This is a genomic window from Sphingomonas cremea (assembly GCF_021502585.1).
Classification (GTDB): domain Bacteria; phylum Pseudomonadota; class Alphaproteobacteria; order Sphingomonadales; family Sphingomonadaceae; genus Sphingomicrobium; species Sphingomicrobium cremea.
Genome location: NZ_JAKFGM010000002.1, coordinates 247,145 through 258,789 on the forward strand (window position 1 = coordinate 247,145; position 11,645 = coordinate 258,789).

Annotated in this window: 10 protein-coding genes and 1 tRNA gene; 5 read left to right on the plus strand and 6 right to left on the minus strand. The window is 63.2% G+C overall.

Annotated features, from left to right (window positions below; genetic code table 11):
* Positions 1 to 5: 5 nt before the first annotated feature.
* Positions 6 to 1,283, minus strand: coding sequence for an isocitrate lyase (gene aceA, locus LVY65_RS07640; protein WP_235067443.1), 1,278 nt, complete (start codon positions 1,281 to 1,283; stop codon positions 6 to 8).
* Between the two features lie 135 nt (positions 1,284 to 1,418).
* Between aceA and LVY65_RS07645 the strand changes: the two genes are divergently transcribed.
* Positions 1,419 to 2,825, plus strand: a complete 1,407-nt coding sequence (locus LVY65_RS07645) for a helix-turn-helix domain-containing protein (RefSeq protein ID WP_235067444.1) — start codon at positions 1,419 to 1,421, stop codon at positions 2,823 to 2,825.
* 66 nt (positions 2,826 to 2,891) lie between these two features.
* Here the strand turns inward: LVY65_RS07645 and LVY65_RS07650 are convergent, their stop codons facing one another.
* Positions 2,892 to 3,809, minus strand: a complete 918-nt coding sequence (locus LVY65_RS07650; protein WP_235067445.1) for a DUF5996 family protein — start codon at positions 3,807 to 3,809, stop codon at positions 2,892 to 2,894.
* A 110-nt stretch (positions 3,810 to 3,919) separates the two neighbouring features.
* On the opposite strand from LVY65_RS07650, the gene pheS reads away from it, so the two are divergent.
* Entirely contained in the window at positions 3,920 to 4,951 is a 1,032-nt protein-coding gene (gene pheS / locus LVY65_RS07655; RefSeq protein ID WP_408021985.1) for a phenylalanine--tRNA ligase subunit alpha, read from the plus strand.
* Complete coding sequence (pheT, locus tag LVY65_RS07660; protein ID WP_235067447.1) at positions 4,948 to 7,299, plus strand: phenylalanine--tRNA ligase subunit beta; 2,352 nt, start codon at positions 4,948 to 4,950, stop codon at positions 7,297 to 7,299. The genes pheS and pheT overlap by 4 nt, the downstream gene beginning before the upstream one ends.
* On the opposite strand, the gene LVY65_RS07665 is transcribed toward pheT, so the two are convergent.
* From LVY65_RS07665 to ftsE, 4 genes are read right to left on the minus strand one after another with little or no spacing between them, the layout of a single operon-like run.
* The gene (locus LVY65_RS07665) at positions 7,289 to 7,972 is read right to left on the minus strand and encodes a lysophospholipid acyltransferase family protein (RefSeq protein WP_328282498.1); all 684 of its coding nucleotides are present in this window, start codon (positions 7,970 to 7,972) and stop codon (positions 7,289 to 7,291) included. The genes pheT and LVY65_RS07665 overlap by 11 nt on opposite strands.
* Positions 7,972 to 8,484: a YdcF family protein gene (locus LVY65_RS07670; protein WP_235067448.1), complete on the minus strand. Its 513-nt coding sequence runs from the start codon at positions 8,482 to 8,484 to the stop codon at positions 7,972 to 7,974. Before LVY65_RS07670 ends, LVY65_RS07665 begins: the two co-directional genes overlap by 1 nt.
* A gap of 20 nt (positions 8,485 to 8,504) precedes the next feature.
* Positions 8,505 to 9,371, minus strand: a complete 867-nt coding sequence (locus tag LVY65_RS07675) for a cell division protein FtsX (RefSeq protein WP_235067449.1) — start codon at positions 9,369 to 9,371, stop codon at positions 8,505 to 8,507.
* Entirely contained in the window at positions 9,368 to 10,090 is a 723-nt protein-coding gene (gene ftsE, locus LVY65_RS07680; protein ID WP_235067450.1) for a cell division ATP-binding protein FtsE, read from the minus strand. The genes LVY65_RS07675 and ftsE overlap by 4 nt, the downstream gene beginning before the upstream one ends.
* Before the next feature lie 110 nt (positions 10,091 to 10,200).
* Here ftsE and LVY65_RS07685 point away from each other — a divergent pair, with 110 nt between their 5' ends.
* Positions 10,201 to 11,070 (plus strand): zinc-ribbon domain-containing protein, encoded by an 870-nt coding sequence (locus tag LVY65_RS07685; protein WP_235067451.1) that lies wholly within the window; start codon positions 10,201 to 10,203, stop codon positions 11,068 to 11,070.
* A 432-nt stretch (positions 11,071 to 11,502) separates the two neighbouring features.
* Positions 11,503 to 11,589 (plus strand) — tRNA-Leu (locus tag LVY65_RS07690).
* The last annotated feature ends 56 nt before the right edge of the window (positions 11,590 to 11,645 follow it).

The window sequence follows — 11,645 nt, forward strand, 5'->3', positions numbered from 1 at the left end:
CTCCTCTATTCGGCCGCAATGAACTGCGCGGTTTCGGTCGATTCCTTGAGCGCCACGGTCGATGCCTGGCCGGCCGAGATGGCGGTGGCGATGGCGTCGAAATAGCCGGTGCCGACCTCGCGCTGATGACGGGTGGCGGTATAGCCTCGCTCTTCCGAAGCGAATTCGGCCTGCTGCAATTCGGAATAGGCCGCCATGCCATGGTCGCGGTAGCCCGACGCCAGTTCGAACATGCCATGGTTGAGGCTGTGGAAGCCCGCCAAGGTTACGAACTGGAACTTGTAGCCCATCGCCCCCAGCTCCCGCTGGAACTTGGCAATGGTGTCGGCGTCGAGCTTGGCCGCCCAGTTGAAGCTGGGGCTGCAATTATAGGCGAGCAGCTTGCCCGGATATTGGCGATGCACCGTCTCGGCGAAAATTCGCGCGTCGCCCAAGTCGGGATGGCTGGTTTCCCACCAAAGCACATCGGCGTGCGGTGCGAAGGCTAGCCCGCGGGCGATGCAATGGTCGAGGCCGCTTCCTTCCTTCAATCGGAAGAAACCTTCGGGCGTGCGCTCGCCGGTCAGGAATTGCCGGTCGCGCTCGTCGACGTCGCTGGTGATCAGCCTGGCGCTCTCGGCGTCGGTGCGGGCGACGAGGACCGTCGGCACGCCGCAGGTATCGGCTGCCAGCCGTGCGGCATCGAGGTTGCGGATCGCTGCCTGCGTCGGGATGAGCACCTTGCCGCCAAGGTGGCCGCACTTCTTTTCCGACGCGAGCTGGTCCTCGAAGTGAACGCCCGCGACGCCTGCCTCGATATAGGCCTTCATGATCTCGAAGCAGTTCAGCGGCCCGCCGAACCCTGCTTCGGCATCGGCGACGATCGGAGCGAACCAGTCGCGCTTCGCGCCGCCTTCCATATGTTCGATTTGGTCGGCCCGGCTCAGCGTGCGGTTGATCCGCCGCGCCAGCTCCGGCCCGGTATTGGCCGGATAGAGGGATTGGTCGGGGTACATGGCGCCAGCGGTGTTGGCGTCGGCCGCAGCCTGCCAGCCCGAAAGATATATGGCTTCAAGGCCGGCACGGACCATCTGCATCGCCTGGTTACCGGTCACTGCTCCCAAGGCACGGACCGGTTCATCGCGGTGCAGCAGCTCCCACAATCGCAAAGCACCCCTCCGCGCCAAACTATGCTCGACTGGCACCGATCCCCGAAGGCGAAGCACGTCGTCCGGGCTGTACGGGCGTTCGATCCCGTCGAAGCGGCCTGGAGGGGCCGGGACATATTGGTCAAAACTTGTCATCGTAGCTTCACTCCGGCGCGGTCGCGGTTCGATGGTGCAATGCAACACAGAAGCGCGCCGGGCACACCGGCAAAAAGCGTCGACTTGTCATAACTTGACTTGTGATGTTTGGGATAGATTGACAGACTCGGCCTTATGTCCACGTCGAAACTCTTTCTTGGGCCGCGCCTTCGCCGCCTCCGTCGCGACAGGGAAATGTCGCAAACCGACATGGCGATTAGCCTCGGGATTAGTCCAAGCTATCTCAACCATCTCGAGCGCAATCAGCGGCCGGTGACGGCGGCGCTGCTGCTGAAGCTGGCCGACAGTTACGAGATAGACGTACGCTCGTTCGCGTCCGGTGGTGGGGCACGAACCGGGCCTGACGAATTAGGCGAGATTTTTTCCGATGCGCTTCTCAATGATCTGGATGTCCCCCGCTATGAGCTTGCAGAGCTTGCGCACAACGTCCCCGCGGTGGCCGACGCCATTGCGCGCCTTTATGCCGCGCTGAAGGAAGCCGGGCGCAACCCTAGCATCGCCAGCGCCGGCGATGTCCGGGCGCTGGTGACGCCCGAGAATTGGGTGCGCGATTACATCCAGCAGCATCGCAATCATTATCCGGAACTGGAGGCGTGCGCCGAAACTTTGGGCGGCGCTCTTAGCGATCCTCTGTCGATGTCGGAGCCAATGCGGCGGCGGCTGAAAGAAGCTTGGGGAATCGCCGCCAGGGTGGTCCCGCAAGACGAGCTGGGCAACATCAGCCAGCTGTATGATTCTGACCGTCGGCAATTCCTGATCTCATCGCAACTGCGCGCCGAAAACCGTACATTCGCACTCGCCTATCAGCTGGCTCTCGTAGAGTTCGCGCAGGTTCTCGACCGAATGGTCGCCGAGGCGGCCCCGCCCGACGACGGCGTCGCCCAGTTGCTGCACATGAGCCTTGCCAACTATGCAGCCGGCGCAATCATGATGCCCTACGGCCGCTTCCTCAAAGCATGTGAGGAAATGCGCTATTCGATCGACCGGTTGTGCGGCGAATTCGGCGCGAATGTGGAGCAAGTGGCGCACCGCTTCACCACGATGGGCCGGCCCGGGGCGCGAGGCGTCCCCTTCTTTATGCTTCGAGTGGACCCCGCGGGTAATATCTCCAAGCGTTACGCCGGCGACCAATTTCCATTCTCTCGTTTCGGCGGCACTTGTCCGCGCTGGAATTTGCACGCCGCTTTCCAGGCCGCCGGGCAGGTCGTCACCCAGTTGATCGAGACGCCCGACGGACACCGCTATTTTACGGTGGCGCGGACAATCGAGCGGCCGATCAAGAGCGACTTGTCGGGCGGGCTGCTCGCGATCGGCTTGGGCTGCGATATTCGCCATGCGCATAAATTGTCCTGCGCCGAGGGCTATGACCTTACCAATGCGCCGGTAACTCCCGTCGGCCCAGCCTGCGCCATTTGCCCACGGCTCGACTGTGGCTATCGCGCGACCGCCCCGGCGGGGAGGATGCTTGCCGTCGACCGACTGAAGAAGACTATTTCGCCCTACCCGTTCGTGCCCGCCTAGCTTGCTCGCCCATCTTGCGCAGCTGCGCGGCCTGCTCAGACGCTCCCCCGGACGGAGCTGCGCCAGCTAGGGAGCGACCGGTTCCCGCTCCAGCGCAATTCGGTCCCAGCCGGCGAGATTGGCTGCGGCATCGTACGTCGACTGCAAGAACGAGGTGAGCGCCGCATCGGGATCAGCGGCAGCGCGGACCGCCTCATAGGGCAGAACGAACTCTCCGAGCGTTTCGTCGAACCGAGCAAGGGCCGGCGTGATGATCGCGCTCCGGAAGCCGTCTGGCTCAGGATAGGCATAGCTATAGAAGATTGGTTCGGCGGCGGTAACTCCGCCCGGCCAGAATCCCGCGCTAGACACCTCATGGCTATAGGCTTCTCGCGTGACCCGGTCAGGCAGGCCGGGGATGCCGCCGGGGTGGGGCGGCGCAGAGCGCCCCGAAAAGCGCGTTACAGCCAGGTCGAAGCTTCCCCAGAAGAAATGCACCGGGCTGGCCTTACCGGCAAAACCGGCGCGGAACCGTTCGAAGATTGGAACGATCCGCGCAAGCGCGTCGCGTAGCCGCTCAGCAGAATTGCGATCGTAAGAGCGCTGCAGATCGTCTTCGGCAAAGGGAATTGCATCGGCGACCTCGTTCGGACGGCCGTTGAAATTCGACGGAAGCCCGTGACGGTCGAGCATGTCGATAAGATCATGGTGCAAGGCGGCGATGCTCGTCGACTGAAGCGGAAGCTTGTCACGAACGCCCTTGCTGGTGCGAAGGGCAATGGCGTGCGCGCAAAGATCGATGATCAGTTCGAACCGTTGGCCCCCGGCGGCAATCGGCGGCATCGCCAGACCTTCGGCAACTGGCAGCAGTGTCACATGCCAGCCGTGGTTGGCCCACGGCGCATGGGCAACGCGCAGCTTGCCCAGCATCTGGCTGGCAAGGTGAAGCAGCGCAAAGGTCGGCGCATCGCGCTCGACATCGAAGGCAGGCCATTCGTCGCTCATCTCGCACCTCCTTGCGTTCAGGCCCCTTTCCCTGCTTAAGCCCGCCAACGCTTCAGCCCAAGGAATCTTACGTGTCCCTCCACCCGCTCCAGGCCCGTTTTAGCGAAGAAATCGCCGCAGCCACCGACCTTAACGCGCTGGATGCGGTGCGCGTTGCTGCGCTGGGAAAGTCGGGCGAGGTCACCGAGTTGCTGAAGTCTCTCGGAAAGATGGATGCCGATACTCGCATGGCCGAGGCACCGAAAATCCATGCCTTGCGCGAAGCTGTGACGGAAGCCATCGCGACGAAGAAAGCCGCATTGGAAAATGCGGAGCTTGATCGACGCCTGGCGACCGAGCGGCTCGACCTGTCGCTTCCGGCACGTGAAAATCCCAAAGGTTCAGTCCACCCCGTCAGCCAGGTAATGGACGAGCTTGCCGAGATTTTCGCCGACCTCGGCTTCGCAGTCGCCGAAGGTCCCGAGATTGAGGACGACTGGCACAATTTCACTGCGCTCAACATTCCCGAAACGCATCCGGCGCGGGCGATGCACGACACATTTTATGTGGCGGGCGAGCACGAATGGCCGATGGTGCTTCGCACCCATACTTCACCGGTTCAGATACGGACGATGCAGAATGGCAAGCCGCCGTTCCGGGTGATCGCTCCGGGCCGCGTCTATCGCAGCGACAGCGACGCCACCCATACCCCCATGTTCCACCAGATCGAGGGGCTGGTGATCGACAAGGCGATCACCATGGGCCACCTCAAATGGACGCTGGAGACATTCCTCAAGGCCTTCTTTGAACGCGACGACATCGTGCTCAGGATGCGGCCGAGCTACTTTCCCTTCACCGAGCCGTCAGCCGAGGTCGACGTCGGCTGGTCGATCGAGAAGGGCCGCCGCGTAGTCGGCGGCTGTGAGGGCTGGATGGAGGTGCTGGGCAGCGGCATGGTCCACCCTCGCGTCATCGCGGCGTGCGGGCTCGACCCCAATGAGTGGCAGGGCTTCGCATTTGGCACCGGCGTCGATCGGCTGGCAATGCTCAAATATGGAATGGACGACCTGCGCGCCTTCTTCGACGGCGACCTCCGTTGGATGAAGCACTACGGGTTCAGCTTCCTCGACGTGCCTACGCTCAGCGGCGGAGTAGGCGCATGAAATTCTCCCTCTCGTGGCTCAAGGATCATCTCGACACCGACGCCGATGCGGCGACGGTCGCCGAGACGCTGACTCGCATCGGGCTCGAAGTCGAAGGCGTCGAAAATCCCGCGGAAGCTCTGAAGCCGTTCCGTATCGTGCGCGTCGTCACCGCGGAGCGCCATCCGCAAGCCGACAAGCTGCAGGTTCTAACGGTCGATGCCGGCGATGGGGAAGCGCTGCAGGTCGTGTGCGGCGCACCCAACGCCCGCGCCGGCCTGGTCGGCGTGTTTGGCGGGCCGGGTACTTATGTTCCGGGCAGCGACTTCGTCCTGAAGAAGGCGTCGATCCGCGGGGTCGAAAGCAACGGCATGATGTGCTCGGCGCGCGAGCTCCAGCTGGGCGAGGATCATGATGGCATCATCGAACTGCCGTCCGATGCACCGGTGGGTATCAGCTTTGCCGATTATGCCGGGCTCGACGATGCGGTGTTCGACGTTGCGATCACCCCCAATCGCCAGGACTGCATGGGCGTTCGCGGTATCGCCCGCGACCTAGCCGCGGCGGGCCTGGGGAAGCTGAAACCACTCAATGTCCCAGCAATCGAAGGCAGCTTCGATAACCCGGTCGAAATCCGTATCGAGGACGCGGAAGGTTGCCCGGCCTTCTTCGGGCGCACGGTGCGTGGGCTGACCAACGGCGCGTCCCCGGAATGGATGCAGCGCCGGCTGAAGGCGGCCGGACAGCGGCCGATCTCCGCGCTGGTGGACATCACCAACTATGTGATGCTTGACCTCGGCCGGCCGAGCCACGCCTATGACCTCAAGGAACTCAAGGGTGCGATTGTCGCCCGCCGTGCCAAGGACGGCGAGAAGGTCATGGCGCTCAATGAGAAGGAGTATGAGCTCAATTCGTCGATGACCGTCATCGCCGACGAAGCCCAGGTCCACGACATCGGCGGAATCATGGGCGGCGAGCATTCGGGGGTCAGCGAGACGACCACCGCGACGCTTCTCGAAGTCGCTTATTTCACTCCCGAACCTATCGCCCGCACGGGCCAGAAGCTCGGCCTTACGAGCGACGCACGCAGCCGGTTCGAGCGCGGCGTCGACCCCGCCTTCCTCGACGATGGATTGGCGATTCTCACCAGCCTGATCCTCGACATCTGCGGCGGCGAAGCTAGCCGCGTGACCCGCGCGGGCCAACCGCCGGTCGAGGACAAGCAAGTCACCTTCGATCCCGAGCGCACCTCTGCGCTTGGTGGACTCGACGTACCGGCCGGCCGACAGGAAGAGATACTCGAGAGCCTTGGATTTCGGATCGATGGCGGCAAAGCGACGGTGCCCAGCTGGCGCCGCGACATCGACGGCCCCGCTGACCTGGTCGAGGAAGTGACCCGGATTGTAGGCTATGACGCCATTCCTTCGACTGCGCTTCCGCGCCAGGAAGGCGTCGCCAAACCGACCGCGACCCGATCGCAGCTGGTCGAGCGCCGGGTTCGCCGTGCGGCGGCGGCGCGCGGCCTCGACGAAGCAGTGACCTGGAGCTTCGTCAGCGAAAAGGAAGCGGCACTGTTCGGGGGTTCGGCCCACATCCTCGCCAACCCAATCAGCGAGGAAATGAAGCACATGCGGCCTTCGCTGATTCCCGGCCTAGCCGCCGCGGCAAGACGCAACGAGGATCGCGGCGCAACCAGCATTCGATTGTTCGAAGTCGGGCGTCGCTACCTTTCCGACGCCGAACGCCCGACCGTCGGCCTGCTGCTTGCCGGCGACAGTCAGCCGCGCAATTGGCAGTCCGGAAAGGCCAGGGGCTTCGATGCCTTCGATGCAAAGGCCGAAGTGATCGCTTTGCTGGAAGCGGCCGGCGCGCCGGTTGCCAACCTGCAGCTCGTAATGGGCGCGGGCGAGACATGGCACCCCGGCCGATCGGCGACGCTAGGACTTGGAAAGAATGTCCTCGCCGCTTTCGGAGAACTGCACCCGCGGGTCGCAAGGGAATTGGACACGCCAGCGGGAACGGTGGCGGCCGAAATCTATCTGGATGCGATTCCCGCGCCGCGCACCAGTGAGCATGCCCGCTCCGCCTTCACTCCGCCGGCACTGCAGGCGGTAACCCGCGATTTCGCGTTCATCGTTCCAGCCAGCCTAGCTGCGGATGCGCTGGTTCGCGCTGTCAAAGGTGCCGACAAGGCGCTGATCACCGATGCGCGTCTCTTCGACCGCTACGAAGGCGAACAGGGATTGAGCCTGGCGATCGAAGTCACTCTCCAGCCGGGCGAGAAGAGCTTCACCGATGCAGAAATCATCGAGGTTTCGCGGAGGATCGTCGCGTCGGCCGAAAAGCTCGGAGCGCAGCTTAGGGGGTGAGCGCGTTGATCGCGGCGTGAACCCGTGATTCGACATCATCGCGTTTGAGCCCCGGCGGAATCACATCGCCGACCTTGAAATGAACCGTGCCGCTGCGCTTGACGAAACCCCTGTGCCACAGGCGACCCACGTCATGCGCGACGGGCACGACGGGCAATCCAAGCGCTCGATAAAGACCGGCAAATCCGGGTCGAAGGGGAGGCGAAGTGCCGTAGGGGACGCGCGTGCCCTCGGGGAAGATGATCACTGGACGCCCGCCGGAAACGGCAGCCCTGGCTTCGGCCATCATTGTCCTTAACGCGCTGGCACCTGCTTCGCGGTCGACGCCGATTACGCCGTAACGACGGGTCACCCAGCCGAACAGGGGGATGACGGTCAGCTCGCGCTTCATCACGACCACCGGGCATTGGGCGAAATGGAGCGTATCGACCGCTTCCATCATCGATTGATGCTTGACCGCGATCAGAAAGGGGCCGTCGGGAATCGCGCCATCCCAGACGATGCGGATCCCAAGCACGTTTCGCACCAGCCAATGGTGAAACTGAGACCATGCATGCACCACGGCCTGCACCGGCGCGTCGCCGATCGGTGAAACGATGATCACCGTCAGCACGTAAAGTAACGTGCCGGGATAGAAGAGGAGCACGAACAACAGGGAGCGCAGCAAGTCCATCAGATGTCGAGCCAGACGCTAAGCCGGCGCAGCACATATTTATTATATTCGCCAAACAGGGTCATGAAATTGGGCTCCGTCCGGACCGCGTCAGGAATGATCTTGACGTCCCGATCAAGCTGTCGGTTAAACTCATAGCGCGCGCGCCGCATGTGCCAGTCGCTGGTCACCAGTCGAACGCTCTTGTAGTGCCGCCGTTCAATCCAGCGCTTTGCTTCCTCGGCATTGGAGCGCGTGTCGACCGATTCCGAGCCAAGGTCGACGCAACAATCGAACAATATCTGCTTGCCGCCGAGGCGCCTGACCAGGTCAGATTTGCGAACCGAGGGATCGGCTCCAGCAATCAGGAGACGTTTGCCCTTGCCGTCGGCAAGCAGGGCGGCAGCATATTCGATTCGGCCCTTTCCGCCGGTGATGACAACGATCGCGTCGACCTTTGGCGCGTCCTTGGGAGCAGGCCTGCCAAGGGTTACCCCAAACAGTGCGAAACCGAGGACGTAAAGGATAGCCAAGAAGGAAAGCAGGCGGGCAATCATAGGCGCTCGCGCAATGCCCTGAGCAACGCTGCCCTGGCAACCACCGTTGCAAGCAACGCCACGGCCAGGGGCAGCAAGGCGAGGAGCAACGCGTCTTTCCAACCGATCGGCGGCGCCCCCGCGAGCACGGTGGCGGTACTTGCTCCGCCGAGGATCAAGGCAATGATCAGCCCGGCCACAGCGGCCCCGGCGAGACCACCCAACAAGGCATCGATGGCGATCTGCCGTACGAAAAGGCGAGCGACCTGCCGGTCGGTGGCGCCAATTCCGTGCATGACTTCAATGGTCGCGCGATGATTGTCGAGTGCACCCCGCGCCGCCAAGATCGTCGCAGCAGCGCTAGCCATCGCGATCAGCATCACTAGCCCGAATGCCAGCAGGGTCAGTCCGGTCAAAGCCTGGAGCAATGGCGCCAGGCTGGCACGATGAGCGACAAAACGCGCCCCCGGAACGGCTCGTTCGATAATTTGCCCGATCCTGTTCGGGTCGGCGGCAGGTGCCACGTCGACATCGATGATCGCGGGCAATGGCAGGTCGGCCTCGGCGCCGGAAGGACCAAGCCAACGTTCGAGCGTCCGACGCAGATCATCGGGCGGGACCTGGTTGGCGCGTATCACGCCCGGTGCAGACCGTGCAGCGGCCATGGCCGCCGGAGCCTTGGCCGACCCGTCGGCGATCTGGATGGAATAGCGATGCTCCACGCCCGATTTGACCACCGCGGCGCTGTTGACGAGCGCCAACCCCGTAGCGGCGACGACGACCATGACAAATGTCATGATCGCGATAAGCAGCGGCACCGGTCCGCGTACGCCGCTTGACGGAATGAGCCGCCGCTCGGGCTCGGAGATGACCAGGAAACTCATCGGCCGAGTTCCCGCGTGGGTGCGCCCGGCGGATGCTTCAGTGCGCCGGTCGGATCGACCAGCAGGCCATTTTCCAGCCGAATCAATTGGGCGCCCGGGGTCGCGGCGATGAGGCCGAGGTCATGGGTCGCGACGATCACCGTGGTTCCCAGCCGATTCATCGCGGTCAGCAAATGCAGGATCCGCTCGGCCATCGCCGCGTCGACGTTACCGGTAGGCTCGTCAGCGATGATGATTTCCGGCCGGGCGATAACCGCTCGGGCGATTGCGACGCGCTGCTGCTCGCCGCCCGACAGGGTCGGCGGGCGGGCGCTGGCGCGATCCGCCAAACCTACCCATGCCAACATCTCGCGCACCGGCCCCTCGACTTGCTGCTCGTCATGACCGGCGATGCGTAGCGGAAGTGCGACATTGTCGAATGCGGACAGATGCCGGATCAGCCGGAAATCCTGGAACACCACCCCGATCCGGCGCCGATAGGCCGGCAGCGCGTCGCGAGGCGCGTCGGCCAGTTCGTCCCCGAACAAGGACATGCGGCCACGCGTCGGCCGTTGTGCCAGGTAAAGCAGCTTGAGCAACGACGTTTTGCCCGCGCCCGAGGGGCCAGTGAGAAAATAAAATGTGCCTTCGCGTAGCCGAAAGTCGAGATCGCGCAGCACCTCGGCACCCGTGCCGTAGCGCAGTCCAACCCGGTCGAATTCAACGATCGTGTTAGCCAAACGCCGCTCCCTTTGCCCCGACACCGATGTGGCACGGCGCGCCCCGCCTTGCCAAGGCACGAGCATTGCTGTTTATCCACGTTAACGCTTTCGGGAGGCACCAACCCCAAATGATCCTGACCTGCCCCGCCTGCGACACCAAATATGTGGTGAAGGATGACGCCATTCCGCCAGGCGGCCGCCAGGTGCGCTGCGCTTCATGCAAGCATAGTTGGCATCAGGAGCCGGAGGTGCTGGTCGCAGAACCGGCAACCGCCGCCGATATCGATTTCGGCGGAACGCCGCCGGAGGCCTTTGGTGAGCCGGTCGCCGAAACGCTGCAGGCAGCCGCGGAGGGAAGCCTGGTCGCCGAAGAGCCGCAATCCGACATTGATGATGGCGGACAATCGGCCTGGGGAGAAGTTGCGGAGGAGCCGGTCACCGAACCCCCGGTCCTCCATGGCGGTGACAATGTTGCAATGGAAGAAGCACCGGCGGTCGCGGATGAGTGGCGGGCGCCCGCGTCCGTCGAAGAGCCGTCCGTGGAAGAGGATTTTGTCGGCTATGCGCCCATCACAGAAGATGGCGAAGCGCCACGGCGGCGCTGGCCGCTTCTGCTTGCTATTTTGGCGGTGATCATCGCAGCTGCAGCGGCTTTCTGGTTTTTCGCGCCCTCCGAATGGAAGGCACGGGCGGGAATTGCCCAGGCCGGTGCCACGCCGCTTCAGTTGATGATCACGACCAGCGATCGCCAGCCGCTGGAAAGCGGGAATGAGTTGGTCGCGATCAGCGGACGGGTAATCAATCCTACCGACAAAGAGCAGAATGTGCCGCCGATCCGCGCCGAATTGCGGGACAAGGCGACCAGGACTCTCGTCCATCGCTGGACCATTGCACCGCCTGCGCGCGTGCTCGCCCCGCGCAGCAGCGCCAGCTTCAATAGCGCAGAGGTCGACGTTCCCAAGGGCGGTGACGAATTGACTGTCACGCTGGAGCAATGACGTCGTAAGCTATTGAAATTCCAGTAATTCTGCCTGGAATGCTTGGCCGGTACCGTCGGTCAGCGAGACTGGCCTGCGTATCGCTTCCGGGGGCAGCCCGCGGGTATAGTCGCGCCCAAACCTAATGCCTGAAACAATGCGAACACTGGCGGTGGCCTGTGCAGTTACATTGCTCGACGGCGTGAAGGTTGAAGAGCCAGCGTGGGCAGGCAGTGCCGGATCCGTTCCCCACGAAACCGCGACTGCCAGTAGAAGTGCAGGGCCGATCATGGGGGGGGCATAACCCAATCTGCATGACATGGTTACTAGCTTGTTTACCAATGTCCCGAATTGGGTCGGCCGTTGGCCGTTGCCAGCAAGTGTTCGCTTTGCTAGAGGCCGCGCCCTACCCAGGGCAGCGCCCCAATGCTGGTGCGCTGCCTTTTCACGAGTGCGGTCGTGGCGGAACTGGTAGACGCGCAACGTTGAGGTCGTTGTGGGCGAAAGCCCGTGGAAGTTCGAGTCTTCTCGACCGCACCATTTTTCTAATGAACAGAATGATTTGCCTTCGGGCATCTCGCACTTGCGAGACTGAA

Bases quoted from the DNA above. Each gene is read 5' to 3' on its own strand.
- aceA (WP_235067443.1), bottom strand. From the start codon at position 1,283: ATGACAAGTTTTGACCAATATGTCCCGGCCCCTCCAGGCCGCTTCGAC.
- LVY65_RS07645 (WP_235067444.1), top strand. From the start codon at position 1,419: ATGTCCACGTCGAAACTCTTTCTTGGGCCGCGCCTTCGCCGCCTCCGT.
- LVY65_RS07650 (WP_235067445.1), bottom strand. From the start codon at position 3,809: ATGAGCGACGAATGGCCTGCCTTCGATGTCGAGCGCGATGCGCCGACC.
- pheT (WP_235067447.1), top strand. From the start codon at position 4,948: ATGAAATTCTCCCTCTCGTGGCTCAAGGATCATCTCGACACCGACGCC.
- LVY65_RS07665 (WP_328282498.1), bottom strand. From the start codon at position 7,972: ATGGACTTGCTGCGCTCCCTGTTGTTCGTGCTCCTCTTCTATCCCGGC.
- LVY65_RS07675 (WP_235067449.1), bottom strand. From the start codon at position 9,371: ATGAGTTTCCTGGTCATCTCCGAGCCCGAGCGGCGGCTCATTCCGTCA.
- LVY65_RS07685 (WP_235067451.1), top strand. From the start codon at position 10,201: ATGATCCTGACCTGCCCCGCCTGCGACACCAAATATGTGGTGAAGGAT.